This window comes from Flavobacterium sp. LHD-85 (genome assembly GCF_030929595.1).
In the GTDB taxonomy this organism is placed as follows: domain Bacteria; phylum Bacteroidota; class Bacteroidia; order Flavobacteriales; family Flavobacteriaceae; genus Flavobacterium.
The window spans coordinates 228,739-253,890 of the sequence record NZ_JAVFVR010000003.1 but is presented as its reverse complement, the minus strand read 5'-3'; the positions used below and the strand labels follow the sequence as shown (position 1 = coordinate 253,890).

The following is a 25,152-nucleotide window of genomic DNA, read 5'->3' as shown; positions in this document are numbered from 1 at the left end:
TACAAAATTTTATAAATATTCATTCAATTCATGACGTTCAAATTTCTGTTTGTATTTTTGAGCATACTCATTCCATTTCTCTTGATTTTTATAACTAGAAAAAGCATATTCAGCTGTTTCTTTACTGAAATGATTTCCAAAAATATTATCCAAATATTCTATTCCTGAATCAATTACTTTTTTTAGAACCTGCAATTTATTCATTCCGTTTTGCTTGCAGACTTTATCCAGCCAAAGTCCTTTTCCAATTTTTACGTATTCCACAAGAAGATTTTCTGTTATATATTGAGAAGGAACATCGTTAATATCTGGCTGATGTTTTCCGTTTTTAAAAACCAATAAAATCAGTTCTTCAGAATAATATCCTGACGGAATTAATCTCAGCATTGTACCGCTTTCAGCCGCTTTAAACGAAAGTTCTTTTGTAATGAACTCCTCAGGAATTACCTGAATCGCAAAACCATCTTTATTGACTAATTTCTCGCAGAGCTCAAAAGTTATTAAATCCTGATTGATAAATGGCAGAGCATGAAATGTAATATTCAACGCCATGTTACATAACTCTTCGGTTTTAAATTCTTCTGAAACCAATTTTAGATCTCTATAATTTACCAAAACACGATCACGCCAATATTCATGAGTTTTGGCCGGCGGATTATTTTGTTTTAAAACCAATTCACCTCTTGCCAGATCTCTTTCTAATTCTTCAAAAGTTTCAATTAACGGATTATCTAATAACTTTCTGAGTTCGTTTGATATAATTTCTTCATCTGTCTCATCGTCATATTCGCATTCGTTTTTAGGATCAATTTCATCTCTATCATTGTAATAAAACAAGTCTATTTTCTTTTGTGCAAATGCAGTATTATGATCATTAACAATGAAAACTGGCGAATTTATAGACCCCGAACAATTAAAATTTCCATGATTATAATATGTCATTACAACTTCTTTTGCTGTAATGTCTCCTTTTACTTCAACATTAGCACCGCCAAGTAAAAGACTTTGGCAGTTTACATTCCCATTGATAAAAACATATGGCCCATAATCGCCTTCAGCATTAATGATTGAATCGGTAACGGAGAAATTTCCATTTATAAAAAGACCTTCAATTCTTATTTCTTCAACTTTTTTAACTGGAAGATTCAGCAATTTGGCAAGCCATTTTTTCTCTTTATCTTCATAAAAATCTAAATGAAAATTTCCTTCAAAATTGACATCTTCTTCTGCCGTAAGAAAAAAATCTTCATCTTCCCATTCATCAAAATAATCAAACTTTTCATCTTCAACTAAAAAAGGATATTTGTTTTTAATTTCGGCTATTGTTATTAATTTGAAATGGAAAGTCCGCATTTTTTATTCTTATTAAACCAAATTTGTCTGGCATTTATTTTTTATATCAAGATTACACAATTCTAAATTCAAAACCAATTCGACAGTCAGAAAAATTGTATTTTTAAATAACAAGAGACAATTTGTTCCCTATCAATTTTTGTAGAGTTACTTGCGGAGATTTCTCGTTCCTCGAAATGACAAGATTGAGGAAATCTTTTGCGCGTTTGAAAAGAAAAAAATCTGCTAAATCTACGTGAGATAAAATTGATGATCTTTGTGGAGTTACTTGCTATCCTTCGACTTCGCTCAGGAAAACAAAACAAAACTTATACTTGTGTTCTTTGCAACAAAAAAACTTTGCGACTTCGCGTCTCTGCGAGCAAAATCTATTACGCTCTTTGCGAAAATCTTAGCGTCCTTTGTGGTTAAAAAAACACATCACAATTAGAACCAAAACAAATAAGAAAACTTTAATAAATCTGCTATACGCCACTAATTCAAAAATCATTAATTTTGAAATTCGAAGTTCAAAAACGAAATAATTATGAAATATCATCAAATAAACAGCGCTCTTTTTGTAAAAAACCGTAAAAAATTCATGGCAGAAATGAAACCAAATTCTGTTGCCGTGTTCAACTCAAATGACATTTATCCAGTTAGTGCCGACAGTACTTTACCATTTGCACAGCACAGAGATATTTTTTATCTAAGTGGTGTTGACCAAGAAGAAAGTGTTTTGCTTTTGTTTCCAGATGCCCCTTATGAGCACCAAAGGGAAATGCTTTTCTTGAGAGAAACAAACGATCATATCGCAGTTTGGGAAGGCGAAAAATTGACTAAAGAACGTGCTTTTCAGGTTTCTGGAATTAGAACGGTTTATTGGTTACAAGATTTTCATAAAGTTTTGAACGAAATGATGACGTATGCCGATACGATGTACATCAATACAAACGAACATTACCGTGCAACTGTTGAAACAGAAACTCGCGAGGCTCGTTTTGTAAAATGGTGGAAAGAGCGTTATCCAGCTCACAATGTTGCAAAAAGCAACCCAATTCTGCAAAGACTACGTTCTGTAAAAGAAAGCGAAGAAATCGATTTGATTCAGCACGCTTGTGATATCACAGAAAAAGGTTTCCGAAGATTATTAGGATTCGTAAAACCAAATGTTACAGAATACGAAATCGAAGCTGAATTGGCTCATGAATTCATTCGTAACCGTTCTAAAGGTTTTGCTTACACGCCAATTATCGCTTCTGGAAACAACGCAAATGTTTTACATTATATCGAAAACAACCAACAATGTAAAGATGGAGATTTGATTTTGTTGGACGTTGCTGCGGAATATGCAAATTACTCAAGCGATATGACGAGAACAATTCCAGTTTCTGGACGTTTTACAGATCGTCAAAAAGCGGTTTACAATGCTGTTTTGAGGGTAAAAAACGAAGCGACAAAAATGCTTACGCCAGGAACGCTTTGGAAACAATATCATGTTGAAGTTGGTAAAATTATGACTTCTGAATTACTTGGTCTAGGTTTAATAGACAAAACGGATGTTCAGAATGAAAATCCAGAATGGCCTGCTTACAAAAAATATTTCATGCACGGAACATCTCACCACTTGGGACTTGACACGCACGATTACGGTTTGCTTCACGAACCAATGAAAGCGAATATGGTTTTCACTGTTGAGCCAGGAATTTACATTCCGGCTGAAAAATTCGGAATTCGTTTAGAGGATAACGTCATAGTTCAAGAAAAAGGAGAGCCTTTTAACTTAATGCGCAACATTCCTGTTGAAGCTGACGAGATCGAAACTCTGATGAATGAATAGATAAAAAAAAGCCCTTAATAAATTATTAAGGGCTTTTTAAATTATAAAAATCGGTTAATAATTATCCGATTTTTGAAATCTGAAGGTCTAATTGAAATTTACCGTCAGCTTCGTTTCCGTTGATCAGGTCAAAAAGTTCTAATGCTCTTCTTGCGTTTTTCTCTTCTTCTCTTTGCTCAGCTACATACCACATCATAAAATCTTCTGTAGCATAATCATTTTCAGCTCTACATTTTGCGATTACTTTATTAACTGCTTGAGTAACTGCGATTTCGTTTTGCAAAGCAATTTCAAATACTTCTCTAAAAGAAGCAAATTCTTGCTGCACTTCTGGAACAGATGGCGTAATGGCAATCCCTCCCATGTCTGTGATAAATTTGAAAATTTTTAGAAAATGCTCTCTTTCTTCTTCAGCTTGCTTGTACAAATATGATGCTGTATTAGCATAACCATTTCTATCTAACCATGCCGCCATCGCTAAATATTTGTTAGAAGCATCACTTTCTAATTTTGCCTGTAAATTCAATATATTTTCTACACCTTCAACTAATGAAGTACGTGTTCTTAGTAAATCTTTCATAACCGTTAATTTTTATACGTGTAAAATTACAAAAATTAAAGACGGCATCTCTAACTGCTTGAAAATTTGGATTTAATCTAAGTAAGAATCTAAATAAGCTCAACATTCGCTACACTGCACAGCATAGAATGCAACGTAAGGGTAAATTTAGTTCCGTTTAATAAATCTCTCAACTGCACTATTTCGCAGATAGTAAGATTTCTAGAGAAATTTCTTTTGGTAGTTTCAATCAGCTGTGCATCTGACTGATCTGACAAGTCATAAAGCATATTAAGAATGTCAACGCTATTAACCTTTCTTTGAAAAATCAAAAAATCCTGAATTTTATAACTTGACACTGTATCAACAAAATTGATAATTATGCTATTGGTCAAATCACATTGATAACTGTATCCTTTTTCGGTTTCAAATAATACTTTGGTGGTCAAATCACTAACTAATGCCATTCTGATAAATATAATAACGGTGCAAAAATATATAATTTAAAGGAATTAAACACGTAATTAAGACTAATTTAAAATAACAAAATCTGTTAATATTCTTAAAAACAGCTCTAGTACATCGAAAACTGTAACATTTTAAAGGATCACGAGTCTAATTTTAAAAACAATAACTAAGAAATTATGCAAGCACACGAAATAGATTATCAGATTTTTGGAGAAGAAATGCAATATGTTGAAATAGAGCTAGACCCGCAGGAAATTGTAATTGCCGAAGCTGGCAGTTTTATGATGATGGAAAACAATATCCAGATGGAAACCATATTTGGAGACGGTTCTCAGCAACAGGGATCTGGTTTGTTTGGCAAACTTCTAAACGCAGGTAAAAGAGTTCTTACTGGCGAAAGTTTGTTTATGACAGCATTTTTAAATCAAGGCAATACCAAAAGCAAAGTTTCATTTGCATCGCCTTATCCTGGAAAAATCCTTCCAATTGATTTAACCCAATTTCAAGGCAAATTTATCTGCCAAAAAAGTTCCTTTTTATGCGCAGCCAAAGGTGTTTCTGTTGGAATAGAATTTTCTCAGAAACTTGGGCGTGGCTTGTTTGGCGGTGAAGGTTTTATCATGCAGAAAATCGAAGGAGACGGAATGGCGTTTGTGCATTCTGGCGGAACGATGGCTAAAAAAGAACTGGCTCACGGCGAAGTCTTAAAAGTAGATACGGGATGCATTATTGGTTTTACCAAAGACGTAGATTATGATATTGAATTTATTGGCGGCATCAAGAATTCTATTTTTGGTGGTGAAGGATTATTTTATGCCACTTTAAAAGGTCCAGGAACGGTTTACATACAATCACTGCCATTCTCCAGATTAGCTGACCGCATTATTGCATCGGCACCAAGATCTGGAGGAAACAGCCGCGATGAGGGAAGCCTTCTTGGCGGATTAGGAAATCTTTTAGATGGCGACAATCGATTTTAAATAGTAGGAACGGCTTTCAGAAATGGAAGCCGTTTTTTATAAAAAAGAAGGGCAGCTCTTTCGAACTGCCCAAAACACCTAACCAAAAGTGCTCTAATACCCGTTAGTACCAAACTCTTTCGAATTTGAAATTGCATCCAAAAATGATCTTGGAATTGGTCTAACGGTATGTTTTTCATTTACAAAATTTGCTCCTGCAATTGGGTTAGTTTGATCTAAATATGTCTTATTTAGTCTTCCAGTGCGTTTAAGATCGGTCCATCTTGTGTGCTCGCCAGATAACTCCCTTGCTCTTTCTTTTAAAATAAAATCAATATTCATGTCGGCACTTGTCACTAACATTTCATTTTCTCTTGAAGTTATAGCGGCTCTTTTTCGTAACGTATTCACATAAGCCAATGCTTTAGTCTGATTGTCACTTAAAATAGCTGCTTCCGCTGCAACCAAATAAATTTCTCCCAAACGAATAATCGGAATATCTCCCAACCAATACTGATTGCTTTGACAATACAATGCAGCAGAAAATTTTCGCATTGCCGGAAACATATTAATCAAATTCGGATCATTTGGATACATTGCTGGATCTTTATATTTATTTGTTCCAGGTTCAAAAAGATCGCTTGGATCAACAACTAGCATTGGCATTTTACTTTTAGCGACAGGATCAATATTCCAATTAGGAGTAAACACAGACAAACCTTCATCATTATTCATATTAATTTGCTCTTCTATTTTTTGAGAATAAAAATTAACCGACGGAAGTGCCTGTGCCAAAGTATTTTTAATAGTGTAACCAACAACCGAAGCGTCTTTTTTGTAAGCAGTAGCCATTGCTTGTGTAATTGTTTTATTGGCTGCTGCATAAAATTTAAATGTAAATGTTTCTGCAAAACGAGTATCTGCTGGCGATGGCACTGGCGAAAACACTTCTGTCAATAAATATTTACTTGGTTTTAGCATACGGCTGTTGGCTCTTCCGTATAAAATACTGGTTGCTCCTGCACCCCACTCTGCTCCTCTTGTGGCTAAATCTGGCAAATAATATTGTCTTGTTCTTCCTCTATTAAATCCTTCAGGATTTAGACCTCCGGGATCAATTCCTTGAGTAAACAGAAATTCTGTATTTTTCTTATTGTTGTTACCGTCCCATAACTTCTTAAATCCAGAAGCTGTATTATCACTTAAATATAAAGCTGCATTATATTTTGCTGCATTATTGATTAATTCTTCGGCAGTATCTAAAGCCAATTTAGAATACTCTGCAACATCGCCTAATCTTGTTCTTTGCAAATAAACTTTTGCCAATAAACCATAAGCCGCTTTCTTAGCCGCTCGTCCTTGCAGTGTCTGCTGAATTGGAAGATGAGTACAGGCAAATTTTAAATCTTCTATAATTAAATCGTAAAATTCTTTTTCAGAACTGCGCACGGGTGCATTATCTGCTCCTTCAATAATAGATGATTTTGTTCTTAAAACTACGCCTCCAAATTGTTCTACTAATATAAAATTGCAAAATGCTCTCAGGAAATAAGCCTCTGCCAATTTCACATTCATTTCATCTGTAGAAGAATAACCTTTTACCTCTTTAGAATAATAAATTGCCGTATTGCAAAGATTTATAGTAGCATACGAAGTTCCCCAAATTACTTTAATATTTCCGTCGTCTGGGTTTAACTGACTTGCATATTGCGCATAACCGATTCCGCTTGTGCTCACATTTTCCCAAGAATCCGTTCCTGCTTCTGTTGGCGCTATGTAATCGACTTTTCCATGCAAGAAATATAGATTTTCATAACAACTATTAATTAATCCTTCAAATCCTGCTCTTTCGCCGTATGATTTATCCAAAGAAACGGTAGTCAGGTTTTTTTCATCTAAACTGCATGATTGAATGAAACCAACCAGAACAAACATTGAAATGACTGTTTTTAATTTTATATACTTTTTCATACTACTATAATGATAAATTAAGACCGAAAATAACTTGTTTAAATAATGGGAAAGAATCTGATCCTCCATTTTCTGGATCAACATCTTTTAATAAATGGCTTCTGCTAAAAACAAAAGGATTATAAGCTGTCATATAAAGTCTCAAATTATTCAGACCGCTTTTCTTAAGAAAATCCTCGGGCATAGAATAACCAATTGTAATATTCTTGATTTTTATATAGGAAGCATCCACAAGCTCCAATCCAGACTGAAATTGTGTGTTGAAAGTACCTCCTGGTCTCGGGAAATCATTTGTCGGATTATCTTGTATCCAATAATCGTATGTAGACGGCTGTGCCTCTTTGTTCCAATATCCTAATACTTGCGCACGCATCATACCACCGTATCTACCATTTACAAATACTGTGAAATCAAAATTCTTATACTTAAATGTGTTTTGCAAACCGAAGAAATAATCAGGAACATTGTTTCCAACAATCATTCTGTCTTTTGTAGAATAAACGTGTACTCCATTATCAGATACTCCATTGGCATCAACCTGCGGAACCGTTTGCAGTTTTATATCTCCAGGTTTTGCTCCATACAATGCTGCTTCTTCTTCTTGTCCCAATTGCCAGATTCCTATTTTCTTATAATCATAAAAAACTCCTCCTGCTGCTGGAGTTTGCCCAATAAAAAGACCTTCTGAAATTAACTGGCTAACGCTAAGATTTCCCAAATCAATATTCGTTAGTTTTTCTGTTGCGTGCGTGTATGTGAATGAAGTATTCCATTTGAAATTTTCAGTCTCGATATTTTTTGTATTTATTGCCAATTCGAATCCTCTGTTTTGGGAAGTCGCAATATTTGAAGTCTTTTTATAAGGTGTTTTAGCATCATAGCCTCCTGAACTTGTTGGCAAACGACGATCCCATAAAATACCATCAGTATCCGTCCAATAATACTCAGCTACCAGATCAATTCTATTATGCAACACTGAGACATCCAAACCTAAATTAGTGTTTGTCGAACGCTCCCAAGTTAAATCTGGATTAGAGATATGCTCAGTTGGCACATACATTGGCAAAGCTGTACCGCCTCCAAGAGAAAGATTGCTGGTTTTAGTCGAAGTACGAGTCAAACTAGAATACGGATCAATATTTGCCGATCCCGAAACTCCATAACCCAATCTTAGTTTTAAATTATTTAACCATGAACTTGTTCCTTGCATAAAACTTTCGTCGCTAATGCGCCAAGCAACAGATGCCGATGGAAAAGACGACCATTTATTCCCTTCAGCTAATGGAGAAACTCCATCCCATCTATTGGTTAATTGGAAAAGATATTTTCCTTTAAAGCTATAATTAACACGCCCAGCAAATGACATTCTATTAAATTGACTGTAGGTATTCATTCTCGTAGTCAGATTTTTAACCGCTCCCATATTGTAAAACAAGAAATCATCGTAATCGATTCCATTCCCTCCCATGTAAGTACCTTCAGATCTATTATCGGCCCATGAAGTAATTCCTGTCAAAGTAAAGTCGTGATCTTTTCCCGCTTTAAAATTATAGTTCAATATATTTTCCCAAATATAACTGTAATCCAAAGTCATATTGTATGTTGCTTCGCTTGCTGTTCTTCCCTCAGATAGCAAATTGTATGAGTTTTTGTTTTGGAAAGTACCCGCTCTACCTCCTGAAAATTTAGTTCCTAAGTTAGATCTAAGCTTGAAGTTTTTAGCAAATTCAATTTCGAGATAGGGATTAAACTGAACATTATAACCGATTGATTCATTAGCAAATGCGCCTGGATAATTATTTGCCAAAATGCTGATATTATTAGGATCTCCTTCTAATGGATAAAGATTTACAATACCCTCTTCATCGTATGGCACTCCTAACGGATAAACGCCATAAGCTTTATTAATTCTACTGTTTGTAGTGCTTCCGCTTTTATAGTTTAATATCAACTGAAAACCAGTTTTAAATTTATCGCTGAATTTTAAATCGATCCCACCTCTAGAATTAAAACTCTTCATTTTATCGTTTTGATAAATCCCTTCTTCTCCAACATATCCTAAGGAGAAATATCCTTGCACTTTTTCTGATCCGCCTCTCATAAAAAGATTATGATTTTGCTGAATGCCTACTTGCAAACTTTCATCAATCCAGTTTACATATTGTCCTTTTTCGATTGCGGCCACAGCTGCTGCATTCAAACCTAAATCGGTTAAGCTTGTTGCTTCGTAACCATTATCTAGATAAAATTTATCTCGCTTATAATTTAGCCATTTATCTCCTGTAAGCGGAGCAGGAAAAGAGGAGAAACCATTTAGTCCAAAATAGCTGTTAAAATCTATTTGTGTTTTTCCAGCTTTTGCTTTTTTAGTCGTAACAACAATAACTCCGTTCGCTCCAGAAGAACCGTATATTGCCGTAGACGAGGCATCTTTTAAAACATCAATAGTTTCAATATCATTCGTATTCAAATTATCTATACTTGAAGGAATCCCATCAATAATATATAGCGGATCCTGACTAGCAGTCAAAGATCTGTTTCCTCGCACTAGTACTTTTGGAGAAGTTCCTGCTTGACCCGATCCACGCTGGATATCTAAACCCGAAACCCTTCCCTGAAGTGCTTCCATCGGGCTAGCCACAGGACTTAAAAGAATATCAGATGATTTTACGGTTGCCACGGCTCCTGTCAAATCTTTTTTCTTTACCGATCCGTAACCTACAACTACAACTTCATTTAATGCAGAATTTTGCTCGTTTAGAATTACACTCAAAGACTTGCTTTGCCCAACTGTCACTTCTTTATTCTCAAATCCGATAAAAGAAAAAACCAAAACACTGTTTGCTCCGCTTACGCGAATGGTAAACTTTCCATCCAAATCGGTTTGCACGCCATTATTTGTTCCTTTTTCTATAACATTGGCTGCCGGAATAGGCAAGTTTTTCGAGTCGGTTACTACTCCAGTAATTTCAATGCCTTGCTCAACTAGTATTTTCTCAACAGTGTGTTTATCTTGCAGATTTACTTGCTGTTTTTTCTTTACCAATATAATCTGGCGATCGTTTATGCTATATGATATATCGGTATTCTCAAATACTTCTTCGAGTATTTCAGCTATTCCTTTTTTCTTAACATTAATACTCACCTTTCTGTTTAAGTCAATTACACTGCTTTCAAAAAGAAATCGATATTGAGAAACAGATTCAACTTTATTAAACAGCTTCTCAACAGAAGCATTATTTAAATTTAATGTCAACTTTGTATTTTGCGAATAGACACCTGCTTGAATTCTCATCAAAGAAAGCATCAAAAAAAGTGTGGTTAATTTCATTCTAAGGCTAATATTAGGCAAATAGCGACTAAGCCAATTCCTCTTAATTATTTTTTTCATAATTTTGGATTGATTTTAAATGATTTAAATTTCGATACGTCGTTTAAAACACAATACTAAATCGGGAAATACTCGTCCTATTTTCCGATTTTCTTTCTTGTATTTCTCAAAAAGAATTACATCTTCACTTCATAGTTTGGTTATTTTGTTAGTTAATAAATTAGTTAGTTAGTTTATTTTTATAAGCTTCCCTTCCTTCTTATAAGTAAAGCTTTGAATTTTACTCATTGTTTCTAACACCTTTTCTATGCTTTCAATGTTTTTGTTGAAACTGGCATTAAATTTTTTATCTAAAATATCTCTTCTATTATTTTCAATCGTAACATCGTAAGTTCTTTCCAGTTTTATAATGATATCTCTGAAGGCCGTTTTTCTAAAAACAATTTCTCCATTTATCCATTCCGTATAAAAACGGGTGTCTACTTTGTCTACAGCTATTTCTGTATTTTTACTATTCCAAGATCCTTTTTCTCCAGGAACTAGGATTGCTTTTTTATTAGTTTTATCAGATAAACTAACCGAACCTTCAACCAAAACGGTATTGATATCCCTGTCTTCCTCATAAGAGCTAACATTAAATTTTGTTCCTAAAACTTTTACATCAACACCTCTTGTCTTTACAATAAATGGATGCGCTTTATCTTTTGCAACATCAAAAAAAGCTTCACCATCTAAAGCAACTTCTCTCTTATGTCCTTTTATAAATTGAACTGGATAGTATAAAGAAGAGCCAGCGTTCATATTTACAATTGTACCATCAGACAGCGTTATCTTAAAAGTTTTTCCATACGGAATTTTAATTTCGTTGTAAACCAATCTATTTATCGAATTACCCGACTTATAATTAATTTCGTTATCCTTATGAGAAGCAACCACTTCTCCATCTTTCTTAATTATTTGCTGCTCGCCATTTGGGCTTAAAACCTGAATATCTCCATTTTCTAAAACCAACTGAATTGCATCTGAAGGAATTTTCATTTCATTTTGTTTACCATTCTTATATTGAAACAGATAAACCAAACCACACAAACACAAAAAAATCGCTGCATACTGAAAGATATATCTCCAATTAACTACAACGGCCTTTTCATTTACACTTAATTTTTCTTTTAATTCTTCCCAATTTTCATCTACATCTACAGATTCAGCATACAATAGCGCCTCTTCGAGCAAGCCATTATCCTGGAGATTTTGTATTAATTCTTGATCTTCATTAGACAATGATGCTATTTTAGAAACATCAAAAATTCCGTCAGACCTTATTTCCCGTAGGACATTAATCAATTTTGAGTTTGAAGTCATTTGCTTTTTATATAGTGGTTTTTATTATGTTAGAAAAAAAGTTTTTTAGGGTGACAACAAATCAATATTTTTTGATTTTTTTTACACATTATGAAAAAAAATTAAGTTTTTATTTTACATTTGGCACTGTGTAATCCATTACAAAACAATAAATGTCATTTTTTTAATGTTAAATCATAAAGATTTAAAAATATTTGAAGCCTTATACAAAGAACATTTTGTCTTTTTCTCCTTGACTTCTTTCAACATAGTCAAGGACAAAGATGTTGCGAATGATATTGTTCAAGATTTTTTTATTTATTTATGGGAAAAAGAAGAACTAAACTTTACTGTTTCATTTAAAGCTTATGGATCAAAAGCAATAAAAAATTTAAGTCTTCAATATTTAGAAAAACACAAAACAATCAGCCTTCAAACCAAAAAAATTGTTCTTCCAAAATCTGAAGAACAAAACATATTTGAAAATATAGAGGAAAACAAAAAACCTCAAATTCAGACTCTAGTCGAAAAGATTCCACAAGCCAGAAGAGAAATTTTCATATCCCATGTTGTTGAAGGACTTAGCTATGCAGAAATTGCAGAAGACCAGAATATCTCAATAAATACAGTAAAAACTCAGATGAAAAGGGCATACGCTTCGTTGAGAGAATCGCAAAAGACTTCTCATTTAAATCTCATTTTATATTTCATCTGGCTTATAAAATAGCTTATTTTTGCAGTATAAAATATCCGTTTTGAATTATACTCTTTACAAAAACACCAAAATTTCCTACTCTGATACTGGAAAAGGAAGAACAATCGTTTTACTTCACGGCTTTCTTGAAAACAAAAAAATGTGGTCAGAATACGCTGATTTGTTCTCAGAAAAATATCGCGTTGTAACAATCGATCTATTGGGGCATGGCGAATCTGACTGTTTAGGTTATGTTCATAAAATGGAAGACAATGCTAGTGCTGTAAATGAAGTTCTAAAACATCTGAATATCGAAAAAGCTATTATTGTTGGACATTCAATGGGAGGCTATGTTGGCTTGGCTTTCGCCGAATTATATCCAGAAAAAATTCAAAAATTAGTTTTATTGAACTCAACTTCTAAAGAAGATAGCGAAGAAAGAAAACTAAATAGAACTCGCGCCATTAAAGCTGTCAAACAAAATTATGTGAGTTTTGTAAGTTTAGCAATTGCAAACTTATTTAGCGAAAACAATAGAATACGATTGGCTGAAGAAATTGAGAAAGTAAAAACAGAGGCCTTAAAAACACCTTTGCAAGGAATCATTGCCTCTCAAGAAGGAATGAAAATTAGAAAAGACCGAGAAGAATTGGTCCGCAAAAACTTGTTTCCGATTCTATTTATACTAGGAAAAAAAGACCCTGTTTTAAATTATGAAGAAAGCCTTTCTCAAATAGAAGATACCACCGCTGAATTAGTTTCTTTTGAGGACGGGCACATGAGCCAAATTGAGAACAAAGAAGCATTAAAAACGGTTTTACTAAATTTCTTTGAATAAAAAACAAAAGTATAAAATCAAAAAAGGCCATTTCTAACCTAAAGTTGAAACAGCCTTTTTCTCATTCTTGGGGGCAAAATATCGTTATAACTTTGAAGTAATGTCTTTCTTGTATTTAGATAAAGTCGCTCTTGTTAAGCCAAGATTTGCTTTAGTAGAATCTACTGCCAAGTAGATAAAATATCTACCATCTTCAGAAACATCAATAATATGAATCTGATCTGTAAGGGTAATTAAAATATCATTAATTTTCTGATTTAGCCCTAAAGCCTTAATAGCATTTAATTTAGCTTTTACAACTTCTAAATTATAAGCAGAAGCCAATTCTGGATCAAAATCAGATTTTACTGTCAACGAGCAGTAAGACATTCCTGTTTCAACTTCTGTAACCGAAACAGCAATAAATCCGTTGATATTTTCTTTTAAATCGTTTTGAAAGTTTTGCAAAAAATCTGACATGTGTATTAAAATATTTGGTTTTAAATTAGTTGTTAAAAACAGAATCCATTCTTCTCAGCAACAGACCCATTTTACTTAAATCTTTAGAAAGCAACGCGATGCAATTATCATCTTGATTTTTGCTTGCTACAACAATTCCGTCATTATTTTTGATCATAACTTGCTTAAGATCTCCATTGTTAACGTCTTCTGACATTTCAAGGCACATCTTCAAGATCATTCCGATCATTGCTGCTACATTTCCGTCATATTCTAAATTCACAGACTCATTTAAAATGCCATCAATATTAAAACTTAGTCCAGACTCTGCGCCAGTCTCTTCTACCAGTGTTTGTAAATCAATCATATTCTTATTTGTCATGTTTTTGGAAGCGCCAAAGATATTTTAATATTAGCAATTGTGCGATAAACACTTGTTAAAAAAAGATGCAGTATAACGTACTGAAGCACTTTTATTTATCACTTAATTAATCCTATTTTTTTGCAAAAAAAACGCAAAAAAAATTAACATAAAAAGCAAATAATACTAAAAACGTAACATTTTACTTAACAAAACTCATTTCTAAAATTAACATTTGCAGATTATTGCATTTGACAGAAGTTTTTCTATAGCTTTGCAAAAAAATTTATTAAACATGAAAACTGTTGACGAATTACGCTTTGACTTAAATGTAAAATTGGAGAAGTTTAGAAGATTTCGTTTTGAAAACGGACACATTAATACTACAACTTCCGAGGAAAAATCCAAAAAAGGTTTTTTTAAAAAAATATTCAGCTAATAACGCCTAAAAAATTGCCGGATTTGCCAAATAACCCTCACTGACAAGTTCGGCTTTTTTATTGATTACCCGCAACTTACCCTCCTTTAACATTCTTAAATCTGTTGCAATTTCCATCACACTTTTATAATTGTGATCAGCAAGAAGAATCCCTTTTTCTTCAGAATTTTCTTTAATTAACAGCTTTACAATCTCAGTCATTTTTGGAGATAAACCACTAAACGGTTCATCCAGCAATACAAATTTTGATTGATTAAAAAACATCAATTTAACCTGAAGATAGCGCAATTCTCCAAAAGACAAATCCTTAATTTTTTGATTTAAAAGAGGTTTTAAAAAATCATCTTCGCAAAAAACAAATACTTTTTGTTTATCGACAGACAACCGAATGGTTTGAAAAACCAAAAAATGATTTGGAATAAATTGGTTTTGATGCAGATAACTAATTTCATTTAACAACATAGAAGAATTATTCCTCGAAATTCCGTTAATAAAAATACTTTTATCTATAGCAGGCACTATCCCGAATATAATCTTCAATAATGTAGATTTTCCCGAGCCATTTCTACCAAACAAACCAATTATTTGACCAGTTTCCAATTTCAAATAAATATCTGAAAGCAATAATTTATCATTAAAACTTTTTTGAATACCACTTATTTCAAGAATATGTTTTTTCAAAATATTTTTTGAATTGAAATTAGCGCGACAGCAAACAAAAACACAATTGCAAAATTGAGTAAGAAACAATAAAGCAAAAGTCTTCTTTTCGAAAAACCATTATTCATATAAAATAAATATTCATTTTGGCGATACATTTCTTTAAATCCAATACTTGATGCAAAACCTACTGTAGCTATCATCAACAAAAAATGGCCAAGCCCTCCAAAAGAAAACGCAACAGCAGAGATCGCCAAATTTACAATCAAAGTTGACTTATAAAACTCAAATATGTTTTGAAATTTTCTGATAGAAATAGTCTAGATTTTTTCCTCAAAAGGAATATTAATATCAAAAATTTCTCCTAGCAAATTGGCAATTTCTTCTAAATAAAAATGTAGTATCTGCGATGTCACTATAACATCTAAATCTTTCTCTTCTTTAAACCCAAAAGGTAGAAAGCCAGATTTTAGGTTTTTGAACGAAATAATTCCTACTTCAATCGGAAGACCTCCAGCTTCTTTTTCAAACATATAAGCATATGCCAAAACCTGAATGATTTTATCGTTTTTAAGCTCTTGAGTCAATCCGTTCCATGTTTTCAAGATAACATTAGATTTCTCAACTTTTCCTGTCTTATAATCAATAATTCGAATTTTCCCATCTCGACGTTCTATACGATCGACATTTCCTTTAATTAAAACAGGAAACGGCAATTTAGGATGAACAAACTCACGTTCAAAAGTCTGCTCTAAAGCAATAATCTGAATTGCCTCATTATTCTTTACTGACTCCAATTCCATTTTCAGAAAATTAGAAACATTTCGTTTTGCCACTTCAAAAGCCAAAAGGTTTCGCCCTTTCTTTATTTCTCCCTCTTTATAAACCAATTTAAATTGATTCAGAACTTCATCATCCAATAACTTAAAACAATTTAAAAGATCATTCTCAGAAATAAATTTTCCAATAAAAGGTTCATACAGCGTTTTTAATGTTTCATGAATAATCGTTCCCAAAGTATTCAAAGCAATATTTTCTTCAACTTCTTCCACTTCACGAATTCTCAATATCTTCTGAAAATAAAACTCAATCGGATTTCGAATATAACTTGTCAATGCCGATGGAGAAAAACCGTTAACTGCAATTTCCTTTAAACGATCCATCACCAACTCAGATTTCGGAACAGAAATAGGCTCGTAAGCCGTACTTGGCAGTTCCGGATTATAAATATCAAAAGTAAGATTATGGCGTGATTTTTTTTCCACTTCTAACTGCGTAATAAAACGGCTTCGTTCTCCAGCGTCCAATCCGTCATTTTCAGTATTGTAAATCAAATAAATATTTTTAGCTCTTTGCAATAAGTGATAAAAATGGTAGGTATAAATTGCGTCTTTCTCTTTAAAAGTTGGAAGTCCGAGCTCTCTTTTTACATCATAAGGGATAAATGAATTCTGGGATTTTCCAGCAGGAAATTTACCTTCATTCATAGAAGTTATAATCACAGTCTCAAAGTCCAAAACACGACTTTCTAAAACCCCCATAATCTGTAAACCACGTAATGGCTCACCTTCAAAAGACACTTCCGCCAGATCTATAATTTGCTTATAAATTGAATGAAGTGTATCTATATTATCAATATGATGATGTTTGGAATAATAATTTATAAGCTTATTAATTACTTTAAACACTCCATAAACAAAAGCTTTCGCAATTTTTTCTTCTTCATTATCATTGCTAAAATGATCTTTAATTGCAATCAACAAAGCTGAAATATTTCTTAAAACCGCAATAGAACCATTTTCCCATTTTTCAAATAGCAAATTAAAAAAAATGGAAGACTCAGCATGAAGTTCCAAAATTTTCTGATGTGTAATAAAAGTATAATTATTCTCTTTTATAATCCTCACTAATCTTTGTGTGTTTGCGTATGGCTCAACCAGCGGATGCGTTAAAACATCAAGCACATCTTTATAATAAAAAACATAACTGCCACCCTTGCGAGAAAGTGCATTGGTATGCATTTTAAATAATTTAGCAACAAATATTTGCGAGGGATTATTTTTTCCAGAATATCCCATCGTAATATTTAAAGCTCCAACAGAAGAGGGAAGCGAATATAAGACCGGAACCAACAAATTTTCCTCACCAAGTACCACTGCAACTTTATCTAACGAAGCGTCAGGATTTTGATCTATTAAATTCTCAATAATGCTACCTGCCAGTTTTGCCTGTCCAATTGTTTTTGGAGTCCCAATAACTTGAATGTTTTTTGATTGCGAAAAATCATCGACAATCCATTCAAAAACATGTGATTTATAATGTTTCCAACTTTCCTTAAAACGTCTTAAAAACAATCCGGCATCATGATACGGGTCATTAAGAAAAGCCTGATCGGCATCCCAATAAATTTTAGCTTGATCCAAAGCAATTAAATGCTGCACTATTTTTTCTTCTGCTGCATTCAAAGCATTAAAACCCGCAAAAATAAAAGTGCGATTTCCAATAGTGTTTGAAAAATGATTAAGATTATTTACAGCTTCTCTATAAACCAAACCTTGATATCCAATTGACTTAAAAAGCATATGACTATAAAGCGATTCATAGTACAACGGAAGCAACTTCCAAAAATCAATATAATTTTCAAGAAGTTTTGTTTTTTGATCCACTTCTAGCCCCCATCTTTTTATATCCTCAATATCTTTCAAATAAGACAAAACATGCGAAGGATCTAAAAGGTATCGGTCGATTTCATTAAAATCTTGGAGAAGAGTTTTGGCCCAATTTGCAAATAACTCAAAAGATTGCTGTTGTTTCTTTTCTGTAATAGACAAATAAACCTCATAAAATTCAAACAAAAGCTCAATCGAATCAACAGAACGAATTGAAGCAACATCTTGAACAAAGTCTTCTATACTTGTAATCTGAGGTGCAATTATAGTTTTTGAAGTTGCTTTTTTAAGCGCCTCAATCAAGAAAACTTTAGCTCTTTTATTAGGAAGAATTATAGTCAGTTCAGAAAATTTTTCTGCATAATCCTGAATTACAACAGATGCAATTTTTTGAAGAAAAGAATCATTTATCATAGTATAAAAATAAAAAAAGCCATTCAATTAAGAATGGCTTTTCATATTTATTTAGAAAACTAATTATAGTTTACCTTGGTATTTAGAACCAATGTGTCTAATTTCAGTTCTTCTGTTTTGTGCTTTACCTGCAGCAGTTTTGTTACTTGCAACTGGTTGGCTAGCTCCAAATCCTTTAGATTCTAAGTTCTCTGGGTTAACACCTCTTTGAACTAATGCATCTAAAACAGCCTTAGCTCTTTCTTCAGAAAGTTTTTGGTTGATTTTAGCAGAACCTGTACTATCTGTGTGTCCTTCGATAGAGAATTTCGCGTTTGGATAGTTTTTAAGGATTTCTTTAATAGCATCTAATCTAGCTTGAGTTTCTTTATCTCCAGTTTTGAAAGTAGCTTTTCCTGAGTTGAAGTATACCGCTCTAGCTTGAACTTTAAGATCTTCTAACGCCTCAGAAGTTACTTCTGGACATCCTCTGTTACTAGCAGGACCTGCAACTGTAGGACAGTCGTCATCTTTGTCAGCAACACCATCTTTATCAGCATCTAAGAATGGGCAACCACCGTTTTCTTTAGGACCAGCAACTGTAGGACATTTATCGTCTTTATCAGCGATTCCGTCACCGTCAGTATCAGGACAACCTTTTAATGCAGCTAAACCAGCAACATCTGGACAAGCATCATCTTTATCAGCAATTCCGTCTCCGTCAGTATCAGGACATCCGTTTAATGCAGCTAAACCAAATACATCTGGACAAGCATCAGAAGCATCAACGATTCCGTCACCGTCAGTATCAGGACATCCGTTGAATTGTTTTAAACCAGCAACATCTGGACAAGCATCATCTTTGTCATAGATTCCGTCTCCGTCAGTATCTTTACCTCCGAATTTGAAAATCAAACCTGCAGTGTGTTGGAAGTGAGATGGAGTATCAATTTCTCCATTGTAGTCATTTCTTCCTGGATTGTCTCCTGAACCAGCAGCAACAGCCCATTTGTATCTTGTAGCAAGCTCAAGACCAATAGCATCTGTAAACCAGAAAGTAACTCCAGCTCCTGGATTAACAGTTCCAAAACTATCATCTCCTAAGAAAGTATAACCTCCACCAACAGATAACGAAGGATCGATTACTTTAGATTTGATTAATTCTTGGAAGCTGTATTTAACAGTAGCATCAATTCCGTAGTACATTAAGTCCCCAGGATTTGTTACAACGTTACCTCTTCCATCGTGCCCTGCAGCACTTGGTCTAAAATAAACTGCTTTATCAATTTTGTTTACTGATCCTTGTAAACCAACAGAAAAACCATGTCCTACATATCTATTTACACCAATGTAAGATAGAGAAGGAAGAATATTCCAGTTGTCTTTTACAGCGAATGGCTGAGAGAAGTGCTGATCGAAAAATCCACTACCAGCTCCTGAACTTGTTCTAGTATCCACAGCATTAACCCCGAAAGAGATCGCCCATGGATTGTTACTGTCTTGCGCGTGAGAACTTAAACCCATCGCCATCAATACAGCAACTAAAAGTTTGTTAAGATGTTTCATACTTAATTTTTTTAATTACAATTTAGTTAATTACAAGCAAAAGTAACACCAAATTTTTTAAATACAAAATGAAATGTTAAAAAAAACCTACAAAAATTTAACGGAAGTGGTAATTATATAACTTTTAACATTTTACCGACAACTGTGAAGGCATTTATAGCTTTATCCAAGTGCTCTTTTTCATGCGCTGCAGATAATTGTACTCGTATTCTAGCCTTATCTTTTGGAACCACTGGAAAGAAAAATCCAATAACATAAATTCCCTGTTTCAAAAGTTCGTTTGCCATCGTTTGAGACAATTTTGCATCGTACAGCATAACAGGAACAATTGCAGAATCTCCATCAATAATATCAAAGCCTGCTTTTTTCATGCCTTCCTTAAAATAGTTTGTATTCCATTCTAACTTATCACGAAGCGTTGTATCCTTTTCTAATAATTCAAATACTTTTATTGAAGCTCCAACAATTGCAGGTGCCAGTGAATTTGAAAATAAATAAGGTCTAGAGCGTTGACGCAACAATTCTATAATCTCTTTTTTAGCAGTGGTATATCCTCCCATTGCTCCACCTAAAGCTTTTCCAAGAGTTCCTGTAATAATATCGACTCTTCCCATTACTCCTTTTGCTTCAAGAGTTCCTTTTCCAGTCGCTCCAATAAAACCAGCCGCATGACACTCGTCTACCATTACCATAGCATCATATTTATCAGCCAAGTCACAAATTTTATCTAATGGCGCAACTAATCCATCCATAGAGAAAACACCATCAGTTACAATCAATTTAAAACGAGCCCCAACTTCATTTGCTTTGATCAACTGTTGCTCCAGATCTTCCATATTATTGTTTTCATAACGATAACGAGCTGCTTTACATAAACGAACGCCATCAATAATAGACGCATGATTCAAACTATCTGAAATAATCGCATCATTTTCTCCCAACAAAGGCTCAAACACACCGCCATTTGCATCAAAAGCCGCAGCATATAAAATAGTATCTTCTGTACCGTAAAAATCAGCAATCTTTTTTTCTAATGTTTTATGAATATCCTGTGTACCGCAGATAAAACGCACAGACGACATTCCGAAACCATGTGTATCCATTGCATCTTTTGCCGCTTGCACTACCTCTGGATGCGAAGAAAGACCTAAATAATTATTTGCACAAAAATTCAATACTGTTTCTCCTGTCGAAATTGTGATTTCAGCACCTTGTGGAGAAGTAATAATTCTTTCTTTTTTGAAGATTCCATTCTCTTCAATTGTCTGCAATTCTTTTTGCAGGTGTTCTTTTATTTTACCGTACATTTTTTATTTATTTAAAACGTTAAAAATTAACAACTTAACCATAATAAAGCTTCGTTTTTTCTTTAACATCTGATTAATTTTTTCACAAATTTACTACTTCAATTTCCGTTCCTATATATACTAGAGCTTTTTTTAACACCTTGTATCCTAAATCTTCAATTGCATCTTGATACTCCTGAATCTGCTGCGGATATTTCGTATTTGCAACTCCTGTTTTATAATCTAACAAATAGGCTTTTTTATCTTCCAAAAACACGACGCGGTCTGGCTTTAAAATTCTTCCTTCTTTTTGAACTATAGTCTGCTCATTTAAAACTGTATCTTTTCCATCAAAACAAACATTCAGTTCTGGATGATTTACAATTTCTTTTAAAGTTTTCAAAACCTGATCAACTTGATCATAAGTTATCAAACCGTTTTCAAGTGATTTCGTAACTGCTAAATCAACATCTGATTTATCTTTAACAAAAGCCAAAATCTCATGAACAATGTTTCCATACGAAATAGCTTCTTGTTGATGCGTCCCCCACATCAAGGCTTCACGTTGCGCAATTTTAATATTTTTTGGATTTAAAACCTCCCGCACAACCGGGATAGACTTAACAATATCAACTGTATGAGTATTTTTTGATAATCGAGTTTTATTCCCAAACTCATAATTTAATTTTTCTTCTTCATAATTCCCTTGATTGATCAGGAATTTAATAAAAAAAGAAGCCATATTATTTGGATATTCACCATCACTTTTGGCTTTTAGCGATTGAGAAATCACATACAATTGTTCTTCCGCGCGAGTCAAAGCAACATAAAGCACATTTATATTATCTAAAAGTTCTTCCTGCTTTTTCAAATTAAAAACTGCGGATGCACTTTCGCCAAAACTTTCAACAGCACTACTATTATCAACTAATGCTTTTGGAACCCCTAAATCTATTTCTTCGGTGTCGAGCCACAATTTGTCTTTTGGCTTTCGATTATAATCTTCATCGGCAAAAGGCATAATTACAACTGGAAATTCCAAACCTTTTGATTTATGAATAGTCATAATTCGAACAGCATTATTTCCCTCTGGAGACGGAATGCTAAATTTCTCTGAATTCTTATCCCAGAAAATTAAAAAATCTGCAACTCCGGCTTGGTTCCTAATATCTCTTTCCAAAACTATATCCAGAAAAAACTGCACATAAGCATTTCCTTCTGACGGAAGAATGAATTTAGAAATAATAATTTCTACCGCTTCATACAAAGATTTTTTTCTAACATCCTCAAAAGAAAAAGAAACATCAAACGTTAAGAGCCATTCTTCAAATTCCTTTTCAAATCTATGATTCATTCCCATCGCAATAAAATCATGAATAGGCATAGACAAATCCTTTGTGGAAGCTAAGAAATGTAAAAAATTAGCTTTTGATTCTAGATCTGAGCTATTATTTAAATATCTAAGAAGATGAATGATCAGCCGAACTTCTGACGCATTCTGAATCATCAATGTTTCTGAAGACAAAAGTGGAACGCCTTGTTCTGTCAAATAATTGGCAACTGCAATTCCCTGATCTCTTTTTCTAGTCAGAATTACGATATCTTTATATTCAAAACCTTGTTTAACTACTTCTCGGATCGTATTTAAAGTTGCCAGAACATACAAATCAGATTTTTCTATAACTTCTTCTTCGTCTGCGAATTCATTTTTCTCAACAATCGGCAAAAAAGAAACATTTACATAACCGCCTTTTTTCGAATTGGTATTCTGAAAACTATGATTCTCGTATAAATCCTTATAATCTTGATTTGTAAATTCGGCCGAAATCAATTTAAAGAAAGCATTATTAAATTCAATTACCTCACTATAACTTCTATAATTGGTATCTAAATGCTTCACTTTTTTTTCATGATGAAAAAAAGTCACATCCTCTTTACTTAACTCAATAAACTGTTCTGCTTTTCCTCCGCGCCAGCGATAAATGGATTGTTTAGGATCTCCAACAATCATCAAAGTTCCTTTATTTCCAAAATCGTCTAAACCTGAGAGCGAATTATCAATCAGCGGAATCAAGTTCTGCCATTGCATTTCAGATGTATCTTGAAATTCGTCAATAAAGAAATTACGATAACGCTCACCCAAACGCTCATAAATAAACGGCGCTGGCTGATTCTGAATTTCACGGTGAATTATTGCATTGAATTCTGAAATAGACAAAACATTTTGTTCAGACTGAATTTTGGCAAGTTCATTACTCACTGTATTCAGTAAAGAAAGCGGAGTAATATTTTTTAAAAAGGCTTTATAAAAATCTCTTTTTTCAAAATTCTGATAAACCTCTTTCAATATCCGAAGAAGATCAGGTATAATGTTTTCGATTAAAGCTCGATCCTTTGCCGTTTTATTAATGGCAATATCATCAAACTCATGAAAGGTTTTATTTTTCGGATTGAATTTTCCGCTTCGAATACTTTCCAAATGGTTTGGAAAAGTTCCTCTTGAAAATGATTTGGGATCAATTCCGTTTTTATCAATCAATTCGATTGCTTTCGTTGCAAGCCCCTCATTGGTTCCTTCCAATTCTTTGCAAAGCGCCTGCATTTTCTTTTTAATTTCGACAAACTCTCCAATTGTTTTATTTTGAAAATGCAGAATTTCATTTCGATTGTTTTCATTCAAAACCAATCTTCCTGTATCAAGAATTTCACGAGAAATATCCCAGCTTTTGTCGTCATCGGTTTTTTCCATTGTGAAATCGATGAGTAATTTGGTCAAAGTTTCATCTTCACCCGCTTGTGCAATTATGGCATCAACAGCTTCAACCAATAAATTTTCGGTATCCAGAGTTACCTCAAAAGTCATAGGCAGATTTAAATCGTGAGCAAAAGCACGAATAACTTTATGGGTAAATTTATCAATGGTAGAGATATCAAAAGCAGCATAATTATGAATCAGGTGCTTGATGATTTGCTGCGATTTGGTTTTAATTTTAATAATTGAAAGCCCCGTATCACGCGACAGGTCTTCCATCAAATCAACCGCTTTTGGAGATGGATCGTCTTTTGCAAATTCAGACAAACTTCCAACAATACGGCTTTTCATTTCATGAACCGCTTTATTGGTAAATGTTATTGCTAGAATATTTCTATATGCATCGTTTTTTGGAGAAGAAAGAATAATTTTCAAATATTCTTTTACCAATGTATACGTCTTTCCTGATCCCGCAGAAGCATCATAAATGGAAAAAGACGGACTTTGCATAGTTTTGATTTTTTTTGGTATTGTAAAAATAATACAATAATATCAAATGCCAATAATGAAAAATTCCAAATTCCAATATCTATTTATTGCGAATGCTCTAAATATTGGAATTTGGAATTTGGTAAACTTTGGAATTTATGCGTGTTTAGGAAAGGCTCTTTTATTAAAAACCAAAAGTATTCCTACACCTGTAGAAATTGCCACATCGGCAACATTAAAAATAGCATTAAAGAAAGCAAAATGTTTTCCTCCAAATATTGGAAGCCATTCTGGAAGATTTCCTTCCCAAATAGGAAAATAAAACATATCCACTACCAGACCGTGAAACCAAGTTCCGTATGGAGCTGGAGAAAAAATTGTCGCAAGATTATGTGTACTGTCATCAAAAATAACTCCGTAAAAAACTGAATCAATAATATTTCCAGCTGCTCCTGCAAAGATTAGTGCAATAGCAACCACTAAATATGTAGAGTGACGTTTTTTTATAGAATCAGAAAGCCACCAGCCAATTCCGAAAACAGCAAAAATTCTAAAAACAGTTAGAATTAACTTTCCGTACTCCCCTGGTATTTTTGTTCCCCAAGCCATCCCTTCATTTTCAATAAAATGAATTCTAAACCAATCAGCAATTACAACTTCTTCGCCAAGCACAAAATTTGTTTTGACATAAATTTTTGAAAGCTGATCAACAATTAAAACTAGAAATATAAGGAAATACGCTTTTCGTAATGACATTTTATGATTT

The 25,152-nt window shown here is 33.4% G+C and carries 19 protein-coding genes; 5 read left to right on the top strand and 14 right to left on the bottom strand.

Translation table 11 applies throughout. The features are described 5' to 3' along the window. Positions 1-9: 9 nt before the first annotated feature. The gene (locus RB618_RS06945; RefSeq protein ID WP_308068088.1) at positions 10-1,353 is read right to left on the bottom strand and encodes a polymer-forming cytoskeletal protein; all 1,344 of its coding nucleotides are present in this window, start codon (positions 1,351-1,353) and stop codon (positions 10-12) included. 526 nt (positions 1,354-1,879) lie between these two features. Between RB618_RS06945 and RB618_RS06940 the strand changes: the two genes are divergently transcribed. Then, on the top strand, positions 1,880-3,172 hold the full coding sequence (locus RB618_RS06940; RefSeq protein ID WP_308068087.1) for an aminopeptidase P family protein: 1,293 nt from the start codon (positions 1,880-1,882) through the stop codon (positions 3,170-3,172). A gap of 61 nt (positions 3,173-3,233) precedes the next feature. On the opposite strand, the gene RB618_RS06935 is transcribed toward RB618_RS06940, so the two are convergent. Together RB618_RS06935 and RB618_RS06930 are read right to left on the bottom strand one after the other, a co-directional pair. Beyond that, the gene (locus tag RB618_RS06935; protein ID WP_308068086.1) at positions 3,234-3,752 is read right to left on the bottom strand and encodes a ferritin; all 519 of its coding nucleotides are present in this window, start codon (positions 3,750-3,752) and stop codon (positions 3,234-3,236) included. Positions 3,753-3,841: 89 nt separating this feature from the next. Next, on the bottom strand, positions 3,842-4,198 hold the full coding sequence (locus RB618_RS06930) for a hypothetical protein (protein ID WP_281634117.1): 357 nt from the start codon (positions 4,196-4,198) through the stop codon (positions 3,842-3,844). A 177-nt stretch (positions 4,199-4,375) separates the two neighbouring features. Here RB618_RS06930 and RB618_RS06925 point away from each other — a divergent pair, with 177 nt between their 5' ends. Beyond that, positions 4,376-5,179, top strand: a complete 804-nt coding sequence (locus RB618_RS06925) for a TIGR00266 family protein (RefSeq protein ID WP_308068085.1) — start codon at positions 4,376-4,378, stop codon at positions 5,177-5,179. A gap of 93 nt (positions 5,180-5,272) precedes the next feature. Here RB618_RS06925 and RB618_RS06920 read toward each other — a convergent pair whose 3' ends face one another. The 3 genes from RB618_RS06920 to RB618_RS06910 form a co-directional block, all read right to left on the bottom strand. Further along, positions 5,273-7,129: a RagB/SusD family nutrient uptake outer membrane protein gene (locus tag RB618_RS06920; protein WP_308068084.1), complete on the bottom strand. Its 1,857-nt coding sequence runs from the start codon at positions 7,127-7,129 to the stop codon at positions 5,273-5,275. Positions 7,130-7,133: 4 nt separating this feature from the next. Continuing rightward, on the bottom strand, positions 7,134-10,460 hold the full coding sequence (locus RB618_RS06915) for a TonB-dependent receptor (protein ID WP_308068083.1): 3,327 nt from the start codon (positions 10,458-10,460) through the stop codon (positions 7,134-7,136). A 228-nt stretch (positions 10,461-10,688) separates the two neighbouring features. Continuing rightward, positions 10,689-11,822, bottom strand: a complete 1,134-nt coding sequence (locus RB618_RS06910) for a FecR family protein (protein ID WP_308068082.1) — start codon at positions 11,820-11,822, stop codon at positions 10,689-10,691. Between the two features lie 166 nt (positions 11,823-11,988). Between RB618_RS06910 and RB618_RS06905 the strand changes: the two genes are divergently transcribed. Both RB618_RS06905 and RB618_RS06900 read left to right on the top strand, forming a co-directional pair. After that, positions 11,989-12,528 carry a sigma-70 family RNA polymerase sigma factor gene (locus tag RB618_RS06905; RefSeq protein ID WP_308068081.1) on the top strand — a complete coding sequence of 180 codons (540 nt, stop codon included), beginning with the start codon at positions 11,989-11,991 and terminating at the stop codon, positions 12,526-12,528. Between the two features lie 28 nt (positions 12,529-12,556). Then, positions 12,557-13,333, top strand: coding sequence for an alpha/beta hydrolase (locus tag RB618_RS06900; protein WP_308068224.1), 777 nt, complete (start codon positions 12,557-12,559; stop codon positions 13,331-13,333). 84 nt (positions 13,334-13,417) lie between these two features. On the opposite strand, the gene RB618_RS06895 is transcribed toward RB618_RS06900, so the two are convergent. Continuing rightward, the gene (locus RB618_RS06895; protein WP_111377493.1) at positions 13,418-13,792 is read right to left on the bottom strand and encodes a hypothetical protein; all 375 of its coding nucleotides are present in this window, start codon (positions 13,790-13,792) and stop codon (positions 13,418-13,420) included. A 25-nt stretch (positions 13,793-13,817) separates the two neighbouring features. Further along, on the bottom strand, positions 13,818-14,153 hold the full coding sequence (locus tag RB618_RS06890; protein WP_308068080.1) for a hypothetical protein: 336 nt from the start codon (positions 14,151-14,153) through the stop codon (positions 13,818-13,820). Positions 14,154-14,427: 274 nt separating this feature from the next. Here RB618_RS06890 and RB618_RS06885 point away from each other — a divergent pair, with 274 nt between their 5' ends. Further along, complete coding sequence (locus tag RB618_RS06885; protein WP_308068079.1) at positions 14,428-14,571, top strand: hypothetical protein; 144 nt, start codon at positions 14,428-14,430, stop codon at positions 14,569-14,571. A gap of 6 nt (positions 14,572-14,577) precedes the next feature. Here RB618_RS06885 and RB618_RS06880 read toward each other — a convergent pair whose 3' ends face one another. From RB618_RS06880 to RB618_RS06855, 6 genes are all read right to left on the bottom strand, one after another. After that, positions 14,578-15,195 (bottom strand): ATP-binding cassette domain-containing protein, encoded by a 618-nt coding sequence (locus tag RB618_RS06880; protein ID WP_374121105.1) that lies wholly within the window; start codon positions 15,193-15,195, stop codon positions 14,578-14,580. A gap of 356 nt (positions 15,196-15,551) precedes the next feature. Beyond that, positions 15,552-18,314, bottom strand: coding sequence for a PD-(D/E)XK nuclease family protein (locus RB618_RS06875; RefSeq protein WP_308068077.1), 2,763 nt, complete (start codon positions 18,312-18,314; stop codon positions 15,552-15,554). A 63-nt stretch (positions 18,315-18,377) separates the two neighbouring features. Beyond that, the gene (locus tag RB618_RS06870) at positions 18,378-19,859 is read right to left on the bottom strand and encodes an OmpA family protein (protein WP_308068076.1); all 1,482 of its coding nucleotides are present in this window, start codon (positions 19,857-19,859) and stop codon (positions 18,378-18,380) included. 113 nt (positions 19,860-19,972) lie between these two features. Then, positions 19,973-21,166: a glycine C-acetyltransferase gene (gene kbl, locus RB618_RS06865; protein ID WP_308068075.1), complete on the bottom strand. Its 1,194-nt coding sequence runs from the start codon at positions 21,164-21,166 to the stop codon at positions 19,973-19,975. An 82-nt stretch (positions 21,167-21,248) separates the two neighbouring features. Next, positions 21,249-24,407, bottom strand: coding sequence for a UvrD-helicase domain-containing protein (locus RB618_RS06860; protein ID WP_308068074.1), 3,159 nt, complete (start codon positions 24,405-24,407; stop codon positions 21,249-21,251). A gap of 135 nt (positions 24,408-24,542) precedes the next feature. Beyond that, a complete protein-coding gene (locus RB618_RS06855) occupies positions 24,543-25,142 on the bottom strand; it encodes a lipoprotein signal peptidase (RefSeq protein WP_308068073.1) in 600 nt (199 codons plus the stop codon). Between the last annotated feature and the right edge of the window lie 10 nt (positions 25,143-25,152).